Origin of the sequence: Pigmentiphaga sp. CHJ604 (genome assembly GCF_036972535.1) — a bacterium.
GTDB classification, from domain to species: Bacteria; Pseudomonadota; Gammaproteobacteria; order Burkholderiales; family Burkholderiaceae_B; genus Pigmentiphaga; species Pigmentiphaga daeguensis.
The window spans coordinates 3,800,579-3,818,227 of sequence record NZ_CP136998.1 but is presented as its reverse complement, the minus strand read 5'-3'; the positions used below and the strand labels follow the sequence as shown (position 1 = coordinate 3,818,227).

Here is a 17,649-nt window from a genome sequence, read left to right as displayed (position 1 = left end):
AATGGGGCCGGTGGAAGGGGCGGGAAAGACTAGTCGATCGCGGTGCCGGAAATCTGGTTCCAGTGCAGCTTGCGCCGCAGGGTGGAAAAATAACTGTATCCGGCCGGGTGCAGGAAGCGGATGGTATGTTCGGCGCGTTTCACCAGGACGCGGTCGCCTTCCTGCAGCGACGACCAGCTTTGCATGTCGAAGTGCACGCTGGCGCTTTCGTCGCGGCCCCCCGGAGAGCGGGTGAGGGTGATGTCTATCGTGCAGTCGTCCGGGATCGCGATCGGCCGGTTCGACAGCGCCTGCGGCGCCACCGGCACCAGCACCAGCCCGCGCAGCGACGGATGCAGGATGGGGCCGTTGGCCGACAGCGCGTAGGCCGTCGATCCCGTGGGCGTGGCGATGATCAGGCCGTCGGCGCGTTGCTTGGACATGTACAGGCCATCCACCTGCACCGTGACTTCCAGCATGCCGCCCAGGCCGGCCCGGCTCAGCACCACGTCGTTCAAGGCCAGCGCCGAGACCAGCGTGGTTTCGCCCCGGATGACGCTGCAGGCCAGCAGGGTGCGGGTTTCCGACTCGAACTGGCCGTCGAGGATGCCGGCGATGGCGGTGCCGGCATCCTCGATGGGGACGTCGGTGATGAATCCCAGCCGGCCGTGGTTGATTCCCACCACCGGCACGTCCCAGGGCGCCAGCTGCCGCGCCACCCCCAGCATCGTGCCGTCGCCCCCCATGACGATGGCCAGCGACGCGCGCTGCCCGATCTCCTCGACGGTGGCGGAGGGGTAGTCCAGGACGCCGATATTGGTGGCGGTGTCCTTCTCGAACACGACCTCGCGTCCGGCATCGCGCAGCATCTGCGCGACCGCGCGCAACGGCGCGGCGATGCCGGTATCGTGGTATTTGCCGACGAGGGCGACGATGGGAAAATGCATGCAGGCATTATATGAGGGGAGACCCCCCAACGGGGCCCCATGTGGTCCTTTTTGCCATTCCCAATACTCAATCCGTTCACCCACCTTGAACGCCGTTCCTCTAAAGAACCCCGGCCCCCATCAGCCTGGCAGTTGCCAGGGCACCGCGGATCCGGCTCCGCCGGTCCGCCAGTGCCGCCCCCCCGGGGGGGCGCGCGTAAGCGCGTAGGGGGGGTACAATCCCTTTATGGACGATCGCGCACGTACATTGTTGAAAGCTCTCATCGAGCGTTACATCACCGACGGACAGCCTGTCGGTTCGCGCACGCTCTCCAAGGTCTTCGACCTGTCGCCGGCCACGATCCGCAACGTCATGGCCGACCTCGAGGACCATGGCCTGATCCACAGCCCCCATACTTCCGCCGGGCGCGTCCCCACTCCCCGGGGCTACCGGATGTTCGTCGACTCGCTGTTGACGGTGCAGCCCTACGAAGTCTCCGAGGCCACCCACATCCAGACCCTGCTGCCTTCGGCCGAACCCCAGCGCGTCATCGCGGCCGCGGCTTCGCTGCTGTCCAAGCTGACCCAGTTCGCCGGCGTGGTGATGTCGCCCAAGCGCAGCCAGATGTTCCGCCAGATCGAGTTCATCCGGCTGTCCGACACCAGGGTGCTCCTGATCATCGTGACGCCCGAGGGCGACGTGCAGAACCGCATGCTGATGGTCCAGCGGGATTATTCCTCGGCCGAGCTGACCGAGGCGGCCAATTTCTTCAACCAGCATTTCAGCGGCAAGTCGTTCGAGGACGTGCGCCAGATCCTCCAGCGGGAACTGAGCCAGTTGCGCGAGGACATCTCCCGGCTGATGGAGCTGGCGGTGGATGCCAGCGCCGAGGCGGCCACCGAGGACGACAGCGTCGTCATCTCGGGTGAATTGAACCTGTTGGGCGTGTCCGACATCACCGCCGACATGGACAAGCTGCGGAGGATGTTCGAGCTGTTCGAGAAAAAGACCGACCTGATGCAGTTGCTGGACGTCTCGAGCCGGGCGCAGGGCGTCCAGATCTACATCGGCGGCGACTCGCAGCTTGTGCCGATGGAAGAGGTCAGCGTCATCACGGCGCCCTACGGGGTGGACGGCAAGGTCGTGGGGACCCTGGGCGTGATCGGCCCCACCCGGATGTCGTACGAGCGGGTGATTCCCATCGTCGACATCACCGCGCGGCTGTTGTCCAACGCGTTGAGCCATCATTGAGCCGGCGTCCGCCGGCAACGGCCGGGGGCATCTCCGCCCCGCGCCGTTCCTCCCGCCATTCCTGAGACCCGCACACGCCACGCATGCGTTTCCTTCCCGAGCCGCCGCCGTCTTCCCTCCATCCCACCCGCACCGGCCTGCTGCTGGTCAACCTGGGCACGCCCGACGCGCCTACTGCCTCCGCGGTCCGCCGCTACCTGGCCGAGTTCCTGTCCGATCCCCGGGTAGTCGAGATTCCGCGCCTGGTCTGGCTGCCCATCCTGTACGGCCTGGTCCTGACCCTGCGGCCGCGCGACGCGGCGGCGCGCTACGCCTCGGTGTGGACGTCCGAGGGCTCCCCGCTCCTGGCCTGGAGCCGCCGCCAGGCCGAGGGGCTGTCGCGCGAACTGTCCGACCGCGGGCTGGGCGTGGAAGTGGCGCTGGCCATGCGCTATGGCAATCCGTCGCTCGAGGCGGGCATCGCCGCGTTGCGCGAGAACGGCTGCGAGCGCATCCTGGTCCTGCCGCTCTATCCGCAGTACGCGGCCAGCACGACCGCCGCGGTATCCGACGCCGTGGGCGCCTGCCTGGCGCGGCTGCGCAACGTGCCCGAGATCCGGTACGTGCGCGATTTCCACGCCGACCCGGGCTATATCGAGGCGATGGCCGTCCGCATCCTGGATTTCTGGCGCGACAAGGGCCGGGGCCGGAAACTGGTGCTGAGCTTCCATGGCCTGCCCAAGCGTTCCATCGCGCTGGGGGATCCGTATCACCAGCAATGCCTGGAAACCGGCCGCCTGCTGGCCGAGCGGCTGGGCCTGTATGCCGAACAGGTCGAGATTACGTTCCAGAGCCGTTTCGGCGCCGCCGAGTGGCTCCAGCCATATACTGAACCCCGGCTGAAGGAACTGGCGAAAAGCGGCGTGTCCGACGTGGACGTGTTCTGCCCGGGCTTCGTCGCCGATTGCATCGAAACCCTGGAAGAGATCGCGATGCAGGGCAAGGAAGCCTTCCTGCTGGCGGGGGGCCGGCAACTACGCTACATCGACGCGTTGAACGACTCGCCGGCGTGGATAGGGGCCTTGGCAGACCTGGCCGAGCGCCACATGCAAGGCTGGACCACCCGCTCCGAGGCCCGCCAGCCCGCCGACGCGGCGCATGCAGCCGTCTTGCTGCAGCGCAAGAACGACAAGACGCCGGCGACCGACCGGTAATGTGATGGAAGAACTACGTATCGACAAATGGCTGTGGGCGGCACGGTTCTACAAGACCCGTACGCTGGCCCAGGAAGCGGTCGAGGCAGGGCAGGTGAAGGTGTCCGGCGAACGGGTCAAGCCCTCGCGCGCCGTGCGTCCCGGCGACATCCTGCAAATCCGCGCCGGAGACCAGGATTGGGAGGTCCTGGTCCGAGCCCTGTCCACCCAGCGCGGCCCGGCGGTCTTCGCGCGCACCCTGTACGACGAGACCCAGCAAGGCATGAAACGCCGCCTGGAAGCCATCGAACTGCGCCGCCAGAACGCCGACCCCGCCGCGACCCTGAAAGGCCGCCCCACCAAGCAAGACCGCCGCAAGATCGAGAGGTTTAGAACCCCCAATTGAGGACCCCCCCTACGCGCTAACGCGCGCCCCCCAGGGGGCGAAACCGGCGGACCGGCAAAGCCGGATCCGCGGTTTCCTGGGTCTAGTACCCGTTTCTTGGATTCAAGCACCGTTGCTACCGCTGGCAGCCAGCGAAGCACGGGTGCCACAACCCAAGAAACGGGCACTAGACCGAGGATGCGGTGGATCCGGCTCCGCCGGTCCACCCGCATCGCCCCCTGGGGGGCGCGCGTCAGCGCGTAGGGGGGGGATATACTTGAAAGCGCAGATTTCACCCCCATCTCGCGCATAGAGTTCAAGCAAGTCACTGATTTTTCTGGTTTTTCATGGAGGCACCAATGTCGGCTGAGCACAAGCCTGGCGACCAACCCAATTTGGATCCCGAAAACGTGAACCCCGCTCCGGCGGCGGAAACGCCCGAAACCGAGGGCGGCGAGGATCCCATCGTCGCGCTGCAGGCCCAGCTGGCCGCGGCCCAGGCCGAGGCCAAGGACAACTACGATGCCATGCTGCGCGCCCGTGCCGAGGCGGACAATATCCGTCGTCGCGCCCAGGAGGAAGTCTCCAAGGCCCAGAAGTTCGGCATCGAGGCATTCGCGGAAAACCTGTTGCCGGTCAAGGACAGCCTGGAGGCTGCCCTGGCCCAGGAAAACCAGTCCATCGACACCCTGCGCGAGGGCGTGGATGTGACCCTCAAGCAGCTGATCGGCGCCTTCGAGCGCAACAAACTGGTCGAGATCGCCCCGGTGCCCGGGGACAAGTTCAATCCGCACCACCATCAGGCCATCGCGTCGGTTCCGTCGGACGAGCCGGCCAACACGGTCCTGCAGACCCTGCAGAAGGGCTACATGATCGTCGATCGAGTACTGCGTCCGGCACTGGTGACGGTCGCGGCCGCCAAATAAGGCCCGCCGCGATCGAAAGAAGCTATCGCAGGCATTGAAATAACGAAATTCCCACCTATTTATTGATTCAAGCGAAATTTTCTGATTTCTTTCAGGAACAAGGATTATGGGCAAAATCATAGGCATCGACCTGGGCACCACCAATAGCTGCGTCGCAGTGATGGAAGGCCAGCAGGTCAAGATCATCGAAAACGCCGAAGGCGCCCGCACCACCCCCTCGATCGTCGCCTACATGGAAGACGGCGAGATCCTGGTCGGCGCGCCGGCCAAGCGCCAGGCGGTTACCAACCCCAAGAACACCCTGTACGCCGTCAAGCGCCTGATCGGCCGCAAGTTCGACGAACAGGCGGTGCAGAAGGACATCGACCTGATGCCCTACGCCATCGTCAAGGCCGACAACGGCGACGCCTGGGTGCAGGTGCGCGACAAGAAGCTGGCCCCGCCGCAGGTGTCGGCCGAAGTGCTGCGCAAGATGAAGAAGACCGCCGAGGACTACCTGGGCGAGGAAGTGACCGAGGCCGTGATCACGGTGCCGGCCTACTTCAACGACAGCCAGCGCCAGGCGACCAAGGACGCCGGCCGCATCGCCGGCCTGGACGTCAAGCGCATCATCAACGAGCCCACCGCGGCCGCGCTGGCGTTCGGCCTGGACAAGTCGGAAAAGGGCGACCGCAAGATCGCCGTCTATGACCTGGGCGGCGGCACGTTCGACGTGTCCATCATCGAGATCGCCGACGTCGACGGCGAGAAGCAGTTCGAGGTGCTGTCCACCAACGGCGACACCTTCCTGGGCGGCGAAGACTTCGACCAGGTGCTGATCAACTACATCATCGCCGAGTTCAAGAAGGAACAGGGCGTGGACCTGTCCAAGGACGTCCTGGCCCTGCAGCGCCTGAAGGAAGCCGCTGAAAAGGCCAAGATCGAACTGTCGTCGGCCACGCAGACCGAGATCAACCTGCCGTACATCACGGCCGACGCCTCCGGTCCCAAGCACCTGAACCTGAAGGTCACCCGCGCCAAGCTGGAAGCGCTGGTCGAGGACCTGATCAACCGCACGATCGAGCCCTGCCGCATCGCCATCAAGGATGCCGGCGTCAAGGTCTCGGACATCGACGACGTGATCCTGGTCGGCGGCATGACGCGCATGCCCAAGGTGCAGGAGAAGGTCAAGGAGTTCTTCGGCAAGGATCCGCGCAAGGACGTGAACCCCGACGAGGCCGTCGCCGCCGGCGCCGCGATCCAGGGCTCCGTGCTGTCGGGCGACCGCAAGGACGTGCTGCTGCTGGACGTGACGCCCCTGTCCCTGGGTATCGAGACCCTGGGTGGCGTCATGACCAAGATGATCAAGAAGAACACCACGATTCCGACCAAGTTCTCGCAGGTGTTCTCTACCGCCGACGACAACCAGCCGGCCGTGACCATCAAGGTGTTCCAGGGCGAGCGCGAAATCGCCGCCGGCAACAAGGCGCTGGGCGAATTCAACCTCGAAGGCATCCCGCCCTCGCCGCGCGGCACGCCGCAGATCGAGGTCACCTTCGACATCGACGCCAACGGCATCCTGCACGTGTCGGCCAAGGACAAGGGCACCGGCAAGGAAAACAAGATCACGATCAAGGCCAACTCCGGCCTGACCGAGGATGAAGTCGAACGCATGGTGCGCGACGCCGAGGCGAACGCCGACGAGGACAAGCGCGTGGCCGAGCTGGCGCAGTCGCGCAACCAGGCCGACGCCCTGGTCCACGCCACCCGCAAGTCGCTGGAGGAATACGGCGACAAGCTCGAGGCGTCCGAGAAGGAATCCATCGAGGCCGCCATCAAGGATCTCGAGGACGTCCTGAAGGAAGGCGACAAGGCCACCATCGACGCCAAGGTCGAGGCGCTGTCCAAGGCTTCGCAGAAGCTCGGCGAAAAGATGTACGCCGACATGCAAGCCCAGGCCCAGGCCGCCGGCGCGGGTGCGGCTCCTGGCGGTGACGCCGGCGGAGCGAAGGCCGACGACAACGTGGTCGACGCCGACTTCAAGGAAGTCAAAAGAGACGACAAGTAAGCGGTACCCGCGGAGCGGCCTACAATGTGGGCCGTTCCGCTTTTCGTTTTGACTGCGCTGGTGCAGGCACCGGTGCAGGATTTGGGTAGGCCCCCTGGCTGCCCCGCGACGTCAGGGGGCCTACCCAAATCCGTCAATAGCACGCAACCGCTATTCACCAGAGATATTGCCGGCCTTCTGAAAACGGGCCACCGAAGAAAGAACCATGTCCACCAAACGCGATCTGTATGAAGTCCTCGGCGTTGCCCGCACCGCCACCGAGGAAGAAATCAAGAAGGCCTACCGCAAGCTGGCTATGAAGTACCACCCCGACCGCAACCCCGGCTCCAAGGAAGCGGAAGAGAAGTTCAAAGAGGTCAAGTACGCCTACGAGATCCTCTGCGAAGCCGAGAAGCGCGATGCCTACGACCGCTACGGCCATGCCGGCGTCGATGCGGCGGCCGCGGGCGGCATGGGCGGCGGGGCGGGGGGCTTCGCCGACGCGTTCGGCGACATCTTCGGCGAGATATTCGGCGGCGGCCGCCAGCGCGGCGGCGCCCAGATGTACCGCGGCGCCGACCTGAAATACAGCATGGAAATCACGCTGGAGCAGGCCGCCACCGGCTTCGACACCGAGATCCGCGTCCCCAGCTGGGACAACTGCGACACCTGCCACGGCTCCGGCGCCAAGCCCGGCACCCAGCCCAAGACCTGCCACACCTGCGGCGGTACCGGCGCGGTGCGCATGCAGCAGGGCTTCTTCAGCGTCCAGCAGACCTGCCCGACCTGCCACGGCACGGGCAAGGTCATCCCCGATCCGTGCACGGCCTGCGACGGCGTCGGCAAGGTCCGCCGCAACAAGACCCTGCAGGTCAAGATCCCGGCCGGCATCGACGACGGCATGCGCATCCGCTCCTCCGGCAACGGCGAGCCCGGCGTCAACGGCGGTCCTTCGGGCGACCTCTACGTCGAGATCCACATCAAGCCGCACGGCATCTTCCAGCGCGACGGCGACGACCTGCACTGCGAGCTGACCATTCCGTTCACCACCGCGGCGCTGGGCGGGGACCTGGAAGTGCCCACGCTGGGCGGCCGCGGCGAGATCAGCATCCCGGAAGGCACGCAGTCGGGCAAGGTCTTCCGCCTGCGCGGCAAGGGCATACGCGGCGTGCGCTCCAGCTATCCGGGCGACCTCTATTGCCACGTCGTGCTCGAGACCCCGGTGCGCCTGAACGACAGGCAGAAGCAGATGCTGCGCGACTTCGAGGCTTCGCTAAGCGAAGGCGGCGACAAGCATTCTCCGCAGAGCAAGTCGTGGACGGACAGGGTGAAGGAGTTCTTCAGCTGATATCGGACCGGACGACCGGACGTTCAGCGCACCCGGTTGCGCAGGCCGGCCCGGTCGCCGCTGGCCCAGGCACGCGCGTTGTGCGCGATGAGCGGCAGCACCTGGTCGGCATAACGGTCCGACTCGCCGCCGATGTGCGGCGTGATCAACAGCCTGGGTACCGACCACAAGGGATCGTCTTCAGGCAGGGGCTCGCGTTCGAATACGTCCAGCGCGGCGCCTGCCAGCCTGTCGCCGCGAAGTGCGTCCACGAGCGCGGCGGTATCGCATAGCGCCGCGCGCGCCAGGTTGATGAGGAAGGCGCCGGGTTTCATCGCCGCCAGCACGGCGGCGTCCACCAATCCCCGCGTTGCCTGGGTCAGGGGGGCCAGGAGCACCAGGAAGTCCGCTTGCGCAGCCACGTCGCGCAGCGTGCCATGGGCGTGCACCCGGTCGAAGCCCGCCACCTGGCGAGGGCTCGCCGATACCGCCAGCGTATGCATGCCCAGCGCCTGGCACTTGATTGCCAGTTCGCTGGCTATCAAGCCCGTTCCCACTACCGCGAGCGTCTTGCCGTGCAGCAGCGGCTGGCGTCGGCGCTGCCAGCGGCGTGCGCGTTGGTCCGCCAGGATGGACGGGAGATCGCGCGCCAGGGCGAGCATCAGCGTCAAGGCCATTTCCGAGACGGCCGGGCCGTGGATGCCGTGTGCCGACGTCAACGCCACGTCCGGCGGCAGGTCCGGATGGTCCGCGATGCCATCCACGCCGGAGGACAAGGCCTGCAGCCACTGCAACCGGGGCAAGGCACGCAGCAAGCCATGGTTCAACGCGCTGGCGAAACACGCCAGTGCCGTGGCCTGCCGAGCCGAATCGGGTATCGGCTGGTTCGGGCCAATCCAGTCGAACGCGAGATCAGGCAGGCGCCGGGTCAGTTCCCGCGCATAGTATTGGCCATCGGCGTTGACGATGAGCAGCCGGAAATCATCCGTGGATGCAGGGGACGTCCGCATGGCATCAGTCCGTGCTGATCTTCGCCGCCGAGATCAGCGGCCCGTAGGACTGCTGTTCGCTTTCGATGCGGGTCCGTACCGCGCTGGCGGTGGACGGCGCGGCTTCCTGGCCGAGCGCGTTCAGTGCCTGCCGGGCTTCCGGTGTCGCCAGCCACGCCCGGATTTCATCGCCAAGCTTGTCGATGATCGCGCTCGGCGTGCGCGCCGGGGCGTAGAGCGCGAACCACGTTTCCAGCTCATAGCCGGGGAAGCCCAGTTCGGCCAGGGTCGGCACGTCCGGATACATGCTGGAGCGTTGCAGCGACGTGGCAGCCAGTACCTTGATGCGGCCCGACTTGCCGAATCCTCCCAACGCGGCCTGGTCCAGCATGGCCAGCGGCGTGCGTCCCGACACCACGTCGGCGATCGCGGGGGCAAAGCCCTTGTAGGGCACGTGGTTGAGCCGCACGTCGGCCCGCTGGGCAAGCAGTTCCATGCCAAGGTGGGCGGAGCCGCCAATGGCATTGGACGCATACGACAGCGCGCCGGGCTTGGCCCGCGCCATGGCGAGCACTTCGTCCAGCGTATTGGCGCCGAGTTCGGCCGACACGCAAAGAAGGTACGGACCCTTGGACAGCATGCTGATGGGGGCGAAGTCGGCCCGGACATCGTAGGGTACCTGCTTGCTGGTGAGCGGGATCAGGGACATGGTCGAACCGCCCGTCATCAACAGCGTGTAGCCGTCGGGGGTGGCCCGCGCGACCGCTTGCGCGGCGATCACGGTATTGCCACCGGAGCGCGATTCGACCAGCACGGGCTGGCCCAGGGTTTTTTCCAGGCGCTGGGCAAGCAGGCGGGACAAGCCGTCCGCACCGCCTCCCGGCGCGTACGGAATGATGATGCGTATCGGCCTGTCGGGATAGGCGTGGGCGGGCGTGGCCGCCAGGGCCAGCGCGGCGGCCAGGCCGGCGAACAGATAGCGGCAACGATGAAACATGCCTGTCTCCTTGCGCGCGGCTCTTGCCGCGCTGCGTTTTTGTCGTGAGGCCGGCGCGCGCCGGTGGCGGGCCGGATGCGATGGGGTGAATCAAGTGCGATAGGACGGATCCTTGCGGTCCAGCATGCGCAAGAGCGCGGGCCATTCGAGGTTGCCCAGGGGACTGACGGTTCCGTCCGAGCGGACCGTGCCGGGCGGACGGAAGCCGGCCGCGGAGATCTTGTCGGCCAGGGCGGAGTCGGGAAGAGTCAATTCCTGGCCGCTGGCCAGTGCATCGACCTGGGCCTGCATCGCCATTTCCAGGTGCCACATCATCGCGAAGGCCTGGCCGATGCTTGCTCCGGCCACCAGCGTGCCGTGGTTGCGCAGGATCATGACCGGCTTGTCGCCCAGGTCGGCGATCAGGCGTTCGCGTTCGGAGATCTGGTTGGCCAGTCCTTCGCTGTCATGGTAGGCAACCTTGCCGTGGAACAGCATGGCGTGCTGGGTCAACGGCAGCAGTCCGCACTTCATCGCCGACACGGCCATGCCGGCCCGGGTATGGGCGTGGATGACGCAGCGCGCATCCGGACGCGCGGCATGGACGGCACTGTGGATGACGAATCCGGCACGATGGACGGGATGCTGCGTGGGTTCGACGACGTTGCCGTCGATGTCGATCTTGACGAGGTTCGAGGCGCAGACCTCGTCGAACATCAGTCCGAAGGGGTTGAGCAGGAAGTGTTCCTCGGCACCCGGCACGCGCGCCGAGATGTGCGTATAGATGAGATCGGTCCACCCGTAGTGGGCATGGAGCCGGTAGCAGGCGGCCAGGTCCACGCGCATCTGCCATTCTTCGGCGTGGGGCACGGGGCGGGAGGAGGAGGGGGTATCGGTCCGCATGAATTCCTGAGCGTGTTCAATATGGCGAGGCGCTCCGGCCGCGCTTGGGATAGAGTATTGAATCGCCTGGTCGCGCCAAAGCCAATCAAAACATTTTGTTCGAATCTTGAGAAAAATCTGAATGAGCATCGAGACCCAGTTGAGCCTGCGGCAACTGCGGGCTTTCGTCGCCGTCTACAGGTTCGGCAAGCTCGCGACCGCCGCGAGCCGCCTTTCCGTGACCGAATCGGCGGTCAGCACCATGCTCAGACAGATGGAGTCCACGTTGAACCTGCGGTTGTTCGACCGCACCTCGCGGTCGCTGGTGCCGACCCAGGCCGCGCAGGAGATCATCGCCACCGCCGAACGCATACTGGGCGACGTGGCCTGGCTGGGCACGCGGATGGAAGACCTGGGCGACCGCCGTATCGGCCGCGTCCACGTGGCGGTCACCGCCACCGTGGGCAGCGTCCTGATGCCGGGCGTGGTGCGGCGTTTTCGCGACGCCTATCCCGGCGTGCAACTGGTACTGGACGATTGCGCGCCGGACCAGTTCCTGGCCAGGGTGCTGTCCGAGCCCGTGGATTTCGGCATCGGCACGCCGGAGCGCGAGGACGCCCTGCTGATATCCCGGGTGCTGCTGCGCGATCACCTGTGCCTGGTATGCGCGACGGACCATCCGTTGGCGGGCCGCCGCCAGGTGCGCTGGCGTGACCTCGCCCGGGAGCCGGTCATAGCCGTGCGGCAGGGGTTGGCCTATGGCATGCGCGGCCGGATGGAGGCGGCCGCGGCCAGTGCCGGCATCGCGCTCAACGTCGTGCACGAGGTCAATTTCCTGTCCTCGGCATTCTGGATGGCGGCCAGCGGGCTGGGGGTGTCGATCTGGGCATCGGCGCTGGCGGGAGGCATGCGCTACGAGAATCTGACGCGCTGCCGGCTGGTGGGCCCGCGGGTACCGATGGATTTTTCGCTGGTGCATAAACGGGGCCGGAGCCTGTCGCCGGCCGCCGAAGCCTTCGTGGAAATCGCGCGCGACGAACTCGCGGGCATGGATACCCTCTAGGGCCTGTGCGAGCCTCCTTTTGGCGTGAACAGGTTCTAGGCAGCGCTTCCGCCGCGCAGGTCCAGCGGCCGCAAGGTGGACTTCAGCCCGTCGTAGACCTGGCGCAGCACCGGGTTCAGCGAGTCCGGGCGCATCCAGAGGTAGTAGCTCACGTCGGGCAGCCGGGGCAGGCCGTCCTTCTCGCCCAGCACCCGCATATCGGGCCCCAGCAGTTCCACCGAGCGGGCGGTCACGCCCAGGCCGGCCCGTATCGCAGCCTTGATGCCTATCATGTGCGGCGCGAGGTAGGCCGTGCGCCATGACATCCTGGCCGCATCGAGCGCAGTCAGCGCGATGCGGCGGTACAGGCTGTGTTCGTCCGCGATGATCAGCGGCACCGGCTTGCCGGGTTCGAAGACGTAGTCCGCCGAGCATAGCCAGACCGTGGGCGAGGTGCGCAGCACCATGCCTTCCAGCGCCGGATCCTCGCGCGTCGAGACCGTCAGGTCCAGTTCGCCCATGCGCAGCGACTCCATCAGGAAAGGGCTGCGGCCCACGTGGATCTCCATCTGCAGCCTGGGGGAGAGCCGCGCGATGTTCGCCAGCAGCGGCGGCAGGATGCTGTCGGCCACATCCTGCGGCGAGCCCACGCGCAGCGAGCCGGTCAGCTCACGGTCTTTCAGGGCTCGCCACGCTTCGTCGTTGATGGCGATCATGTGCTTGGCGTAGTCCAGCAGCCTGCGCCCGTGCGCCGTCAGGCGCTTGTAGCGTCCGGCCTTCTCGAACAGCGGCACGCCCGCCTGCGCTTCCAGGCGCTGCATCTGCTGGGTCAGCGCCGCCTGCGTGCGGTGCGTCTTCTCGGCGGCCGCGAGGTAGGTCTCGTGTTCCGCGATCGCCACCAGGGTGCGCAACTGCGTCAGGTCGAAATTCTTCATATAAGAAATGCTTATATTTTAGGGTCGATTTCTAAATTGTGCTGGGTGTGCTCGCTGCATAGACTGTGGGTAGGTCAAAAGAATTATAAGTTTCCAAGATAGTTTTATCGAGGTCACCCAGGCCGGATGCGGGATCGACCGGCTTCATCCACAGATATCTCCCATGAGCAAAACCATCACCGCAGGGCAAGCGAAACAATGGCTGGACGAAGGCGGAGAGATCGCCTTCCTGGACGTGCGCGAGCACGGGCAGTACGGCGAAGAGCATCCTTTCTTCGTCGTGTCGGTTCCCTACAGCAGGCTGGAGCTGGACGTCGAGCGCCTGGTGCCGCGCAAGACCGTTCCCGTCGTGCTGCTGGACGACGGCGATGGCGTGGCCGAACGCGCCGCCGCGCGGCTGGAGGCGGTGGGCTATGGCCACATGCACGTGCTGCGCGGCGGCGCGGCCGCCTGGAAGGCCGCCGGCTACGGGATGTTCCAGGGCGTGCACCTGCCGTCCAAGACCTTCGGCGAACTGGTGGAGCACGCCTATCACACGCCCCGGCTCCAGGCCCCGGAACTGGCCGCCATGCAGGCGCGGGGGGAAGCGGTGGTGGTCCTGGACGGCCGTCCCGTGGACGAATTCCGCAAGATGAACATCCCGGGCGCGGTCTGCTGCCCCAACGGCGAACTGGCGCTGCGCATCCACGCGCTGGTGCCGGATGACCGCACGCCCGTGGTGATCAATTGCGCCGGCCGTACGCGCAGCATCATCGGCGCGCAGACCCTGATCAACATCGGCATTCCCAATCCCGTCTATGCCCTGGAGAACGGTACGCAGGGCTGGTATCTGAACGACCTGGCGCTGGAGCACGGCAACGACAGGCGCTATCCGCAGGTGGACGCGGCGGCGCCGGACTTGAAGGCGCGGCGGGACAGGGCCCGGGAGTTGGCCGGCCGGCACGGCGTCGCCGAGGTCGACGCGGCGACGCTGGCCGGCTGGATGCGCCAGGAGGATCGCACCACGTTCCTGCTGGACGTGCGCACCGGCGAGGAGTTCGCCGCCGGTTCGCTGCCTGGCGCCCAGCACGCGCCGGGCGGCCAGCTCCTGCAGGGCACCGATCTGTACGTGGGAGTCAAGGGCGCCCGGCTGGTGGTGACGGACGACGACGGCATCCGCGCGCGGGTGGTGGCGAGCTGGCTGGCCCAGATGGGGCGTGAAATCCATGTGCTGCCCCCCGAAGAATGGACCCGCGCGGGCGCGGCGCTGCCGCCGCCGGCGCCGGCGGTCGCCGTGCAGGGCCTGCCGCTGGTGGGCCCGGCGGAACTGGCCGCCCTGGTGGCCGCGGGCCAGGTGCAGATCCTGGACGTCCGCGCCAGCATGGCCTACCGCCAGGCGCATATCGCGGGGGCGCGCTGGGCCATCCGTCCGCGCATGGCGGGCCTGGCAGGCACGGGGGCGGGCGCGCTGGTGCTGGTGGCGGCCAGCGCCGAGCTGGCCGCGCTGGCCGCGGGCGAGCTGCCCGAAGCGCTCCGCGCCGGGGCGCGCGCGCTGGTCGCGCCGGTTGCGCAGTGGCGGGAGGCGGGGCTGGCGGTCGAGGCCACGCCCGATACGCCGCGCGATGCAGACTGCATCGATTTTCTTTTCTTCGTCCACGACAGGCACGACGGCAACAAGGAGGCCGCCCGGCGCTATCTCGCCTGGGAAACGGGCCTGATCGGACAGCTCGACGCACAAGAGCGGGGCGCATATCGCATCTCGCCATGACACCTGAGGAGGAAAGCATGAAGACCAAGAACACGAAGCGAGGCGGCAGGGCGCCGGCGTCCGGCCTGCTCCTGGTCGCGGCGCTGGCCGTGGCGTGGGCGGGACCGGGGCGGGCGGCCGATCCGGGCGCCTTCCCGGCCAAGACGGTCCGGATGGTGGTGCCGGTATCGGCCGGCGGCAGCACCGACAAGATCGCCCGCCTGCTGGCGGAAAAACTGAATGCCAGGTGGGGCCAGGCGGTGGTGGTGGAGAACGTCACCGGGGCGGGCGGCTCGATCGGGGCGGCGCAGGTGGCCAAGGCGGCGCCCGATGGCTACACCCTGCTGCTGCACAGCGACGCCGTGGTGCTGAACACCGCGCTGCTCAAGAAGCCGCCCTATGCGCTCAAGGATTTCTCGGGGGTGGTGCGGGCCATCGCCAATCCGCAGATCCTGGTGGTCCGGCCCACGCTGGGAGTCAAGACCTTCCAGCAATACCTGGCGCTGGCGAAGAAGTCGCCGGGCCAGGTGACGGTCGGCCTGCCCACCAGCGGTGGAATCGCTCACATCGCTCACGAAATGATCCAGGCGCAGACCGGCATCGACGTCAACTACATCCCGTACCCCGGGGGCGGGCCGGCCGCGGTCGATGTCATGGGCGGGCACATCGACGCCACCATGATCACCATGGCCGCGGTCACCGAATTCATCAAGGCCGGGCGCCTCGTGCCGCTGGCCGTCACGACTTCCTACCGCTCGCCGGCGCTGCCCGACGTGCCGACCGTGGCGGAGTCCGGGGTGCCGGGATTCGACGTCGAGTCCTGGCAGGGCATCCTGGCGCCGGCCAAGACGCCCGCGGCCGTGATCGAGAAGATCAATCGCGACGTGATGGAGATCCTGCGCCAGCCAGACATCAAGGCGCAGGTCGAGAGCATGGGGTATGGCGTCGCGGGCGGCACGCCGGCCGAGTTCGACCAGTCGCTCAGGCAGGACCTGGAGCGCTATTCCAAGGTCATCAAGGCCGCGCGCATTACCTTGCAGTAACCGGGTGCGGGCCATCGCGCCCGCGGCTCCGGCCGACAAGACCAAGAAGAGGGGACCATGTATCCGCGTAGTGAAAAAAGGCTGGCCACGGGCCTGCTGTATCTATTGCTCGGGGCCGGCACGTCGCTGCTCGCCTTGGGCTATCCCATGGGCACGCCCGCGCGCATCGGGCCCGGCTATTTCCCGTTCTGGCTGGGCCTGCTGCTCGCGGCGCTGGGCCTGTCCATCACCGTGCGGGCGTATGTGGCGGGAGCGCCGCGGGAAAAACTGGCGCGCTGGGACTTCCGGTCGCTGTCCTGGATGACCGGATCGGTGGTGCTGTTCGGCGTCATGCTCAAACCCCTCGGGCTGGTGCTCGCGATCGCCACGCTGGTCGTCGTGGCCAGCCGCGCCAGCCACGAATTCACGTGGCGCGGCGCGCTGGCCAACGCGGCCGTCATGGTGGCGCTGATCGTCGGCGCATTCGTCCACGGGTTGGGGCTGCCGTTCAACCTGTGGCCGGCCTTCCTGGACTGAGGAGCCTCGCATGGAATTGCTGGACCATCTGGCGCTGGGCTTCGCCACCGCGCTGTCGTGGCAGAACCTTGCCTATGCCTTCGCCGGCTGCCTGCTGGGCACCCTGATCGGCGTCCTGCCCGGGCTGGGGCCGGTGCCGACCATCGCGATGCTGCTGCCCATCACCTATGCGCTGCCGCCCACGTCGGCGCTCATCATGCTCGCCAGCATCTACTACGGCGCCCAGTACGGCGGGTCGACCACCGCCATCCTGGTGAAGCTGCCGGGCGAGTCCTCGTCGGCAGTCACGCTGATCGATGGACATGCCATGGCCACGCAGGGCAGGGCGGGCCCGGCGCTCGCCACGGCGGCCATCGCCTCCTTCTTCGCCGGCTGCGTCGGCGTGCTGCTGCTGGCGGCGTTCGCCGCGCCGCTGGCCGAGATGGCGTTCAAGTTCGGGCCGGCGGAGTATTTCTCGCTGATGCTGCTGGGGCTGGTCGGCGCCGTGGCGCTGTCTTCCGAGTCGCTGGACGTGTCGCTGGGCATGATCGCCATCGGCATCATCCTCGGCCTGGTCGGGACCGACGTGAACAGCGGCACGGTGCGGCTGGCCTTCGAGATTCCACAGTTGATGGAGGGCATCGAGTTCACCTGCCTCGCCATGGGCCTGTTCGGCGTGGCCGAGATCGTGGCGAACCTGGAAATGCAGAAGGCCTCCGGAACGACAGCCGTGGCGCCCATCGCCAGCCTGATGCCCACCCGGGACGACATCCGGAGGATGGCGCCCTCGATCGTCCGGGGTACCGCGCTCGGGTCGGCCCTCGGCATCCTGCCCGGAGCGGGCGTGACCATTTCCGCCTTCTCGGCCTACACGCTGGAGAAAAAACTGTCGTCCAGGTCGGCGGAAATGGGGCATGGCGCCATCGAAGGCGTCGCCGCGCCCGAAGCCGCCAACAACGCCGCCGCGCAGACCAACTTCATCCCGCTGCTGACGCTGGGCGTTCCCGGCAGCGCCGTCATGGCCCTGATGCTGGGCGCGATGACCATCCACAACATCCAGCCGGGACCGCAGGTCATGACCAGCCATCCCGCGCTGTTCTGGGGCCTGATCGCGTCGATGTGGATAGGCAACCTGATCCTGGTGGTCCTGAACCTGCCGCTGATCGGACTGTGGGTGCGGCTGCTCAAGGTGCCGTACCGGCTGCTGTATCCAGCCATCCTGGTGTTCTGCTGCGTCGGGGTCTATTCGATCCAGAATTCGGTGGCGGACGTGTTCCTGGTCGCCTGCTTCGGCGCGGCCGGCTACCTGTTCGGCAAGCTGTCGATATCGCCGGTGCCGTTGCTGCTGGGCTTCGTGCTGGGGCCCATGATGGAGACGAGCTTCCGGCGCACGCTCATGGTGGCGCGCGGCGATTTCTCGGTGTTCGTCACGCGGCCCATCTCGCTGGGGCTGCTGATCGCCACGGCGCTGTTGATCGTGCTGGCGCTTGCGCCGGCCATCCGGCGCAAGCGGGCCGTGGTGCTGGCCGAGGCGCAAGCCTAGCGTTGCTGGCATGGAGGCCGGGCCC

General features: G+C 67.0%; 16 protein-coding genes. 11 read left to right on the top strand and 5 right to left on the bottom strand.

Features of this window, described 5'->3' with window-relative positions:
* Positions 1 to 29: 29 nt before the first annotated feature.
* Positions 30 to 926, bottom strand: a complete 897-nt coding sequence (locus tag R4823_RS18360; RefSeq protein WP_087841461.1) for an NAD kinase — start codon at positions 924 to 926, stop codon at positions 30 to 32.
* A 226-nt stretch (positions 927 to 1,152) separates the two neighbouring features.
* Here R4823_RS18360 and hrcA point away from each other — a divergent pair, with 226 nt between their 5' ends.
* The 6 genes from hrcA to dnaJ all read left to right on the top strand — a co-directional run bounded on the left by hrcA (position 1,153) and on the right by dnaJ (position 8,014).
* Positions 1,153 to 2,157 (top strand): heat-inducible transcriptional repressor HrcA, encoded by a 1,005-nt coding sequence (gene hrcA, locus R4823_RS18355; RefSeq protein ID WP_338615693.1) that lies wholly within the window; start codon positions 1,153 to 1,155, stop codon positions 2,155 to 2,157.
* An 83-nt stretch (positions 2,158 to 2,240) separates the two neighbouring features.
* Positions 2,241 to 3,350 (top strand): ferrochelatase, encoded by a 1,110-nt coding sequence (gene hemH, locus R4823_RS18350; RefSeq protein WP_338615692.1) that lies wholly within the window; start codon positions 2,241 to 2,243, stop codon positions 3,348 to 3,350.
* 4 nt (positions 3,351 to 3,354) lie between these two features.
* On the top strand, positions 3,355 to 3,735 hold the full coding sequence (locus R4823_RS18345; RefSeq protein WP_087841458.1) for a S4 domain-containing protein: 381 nt from the start codon (positions 3,355 to 3,357) through the stop codon (positions 3,733 to 3,735).
* Between the two features lie 338 nt (positions 3,736 to 4,073).
* A complete protein-coding gene (grpE, locus tag R4823_RS18340) occupies positions 4,074 to 4,640 on the top strand; it encodes a nucleotide exchange factor GrpE (RefSeq protein WP_087841457.1) in 567 nt (188 codons plus the stop codon).
* A 106-nt stretch (positions 4,641 to 4,746) separates the two neighbouring features.
* Entirely contained in the window at positions 4,747 to 6,687 is a 1,941-nt protein-coding gene (gene dnaK, locus R4823_RS18335; protein ID WP_087841456.1) for a molecular chaperone DnaK, read from the top strand.
* 205 nt (positions 6,688 to 6,892) lie between these two features.
* Positions 6,893 to 8,014: a molecular chaperone DnaJ gene (gene dnaJ, locus R4823_RS18330; RefSeq protein WP_279818674.1), complete on the top strand. Its 1,122-nt coding sequence runs from the start codon at positions 6,893 to 6,895 to the stop codon at positions 8,012 to 8,014.
* 23 nt (positions 8,015 to 8,037) lie between these two features.
* Here the strand turns inward: dnaJ and R4823_RS18325 are convergent, their stop codons facing one another.
* The 3 genes from R4823_RS18325 to R4823_RS18315 all read right to left on the bottom strand — a co-directional run bounded on the left by R4823_RS18325 (position 8,038) and on the right by R4823_RS18315 (position 10,861).
* Complete coding sequence (locus R4823_RS18325) at positions 8,038 to 9,003, bottom strand: D-2-hydroxyacid dehydrogenase (RefSeq protein WP_338615690.1); 966 nt, start codon at positions 9,001 to 9,003, stop codon at positions 8,038 to 8,040.
* A gap of 4 nt (positions 9,004 to 9,007) precedes the next feature.
* Complete coding sequence (locus R4823_RS18320) at positions 9,008 to 9,979, bottom strand: tripartite tricarboxylate transporter substrate binding protein (protein ID WP_338615688.1); 972 nt, start codon at positions 9,977 to 9,979, stop codon at positions 9,008 to 9,010.
* A gap of 90 nt (positions 9,980 to 10,069) precedes the next feature.
* A complete protein-coding gene (locus R4823_RS18315) occupies positions 10,070 to 10,861 on the bottom strand; it encodes a class II aldolase/adducin family protein (protein WP_087841452.1) in 792 nt (263 codons plus the stop codon).
* A 121-nt stretch (positions 10,862 to 10,982) separates the two neighbouring features.
* On the opposite strand from R4823_RS18315, the gene R4823_RS18310 reads away from it, so the two are divergent.
* Positions 10,983 to 11,903: a LysR family transcriptional regulator gene (locus R4823_RS18310; protein WP_087841451.1), complete on the top strand. Its 921-nt coding sequence runs from the start codon at positions 10,983 to 10,985 to the stop codon at positions 11,901 to 11,903.
* A gap of 35 nt (positions 11,904 to 11,938) precedes the next feature.
* On the opposite strand, the gene R4823_RS18305 is transcribed toward R4823_RS18310, so the two are convergent.
* Positions 11,939 to 12,817 (bottom strand): LysR substrate-binding domain-containing protein, encoded by an 879-nt coding sequence (locus R4823_RS18305; RefSeq protein ID WP_087841450.1) that lies wholly within the window; start codon positions 12,815 to 12,817, stop codon positions 11,939 to 11,941.
* A 163-nt stretch (positions 12,818 to 12,980) separates the two neighbouring features.
* Between R4823_RS18305 and R4823_RS18300 the strand changes: the two genes are divergently transcribed.
* From R4823_RS18300 to R4823_RS18285, 4 genes are read left to right on the top strand one after another with little or no spacing between them, the layout of a single operon-like run.
* Positions 12,981 to 14,564, top strand: coding sequence for a rhodanese-like domain-containing protein (locus tag R4823_RS18300; protein WP_132980052.1), 1,584 nt, complete (start codon positions 12,981 to 12,983; stop codon positions 14,562 to 14,564).
* 17 nt (positions 14,565 to 14,581) lie between these two features.
* Positions 14,582 to 15,586 (top strand): tripartite tricarboxylate transporter substrate binding protein, encoded by a 1,005-nt coding sequence (locus tag R4823_RS18295; protein WP_087841448.1) that lies wholly within the window; start codon positions 14,582 to 14,584, stop codon positions 15,584 to 15,586.
* Between the two features lie 57 nt (positions 15,587 to 15,643).
* Positions 15,644 to 16,102 (top strand): tripartite tricarboxylate transporter TctB family protein, encoded by a 459-nt coding sequence (locus R4823_RS18290; protein WP_279818661.1) that lies wholly within the window; start codon positions 15,644 to 15,646, stop codon positions 16,100 to 16,102.
* 10 nt (positions 16,103 to 16,112) lie between these two features.
* Positions 16,113 to 17,624, top strand: a complete 1,512-nt coding sequence (locus R4823_RS18285) for a tripartite tricarboxylate transporter permease (protein WP_338615684.1) — start codon at positions 16,113 to 16,115, stop codon at positions 17,622 to 17,624.
* Positions 17,625 to 17,649: the final 25 nt, after the last annotated feature.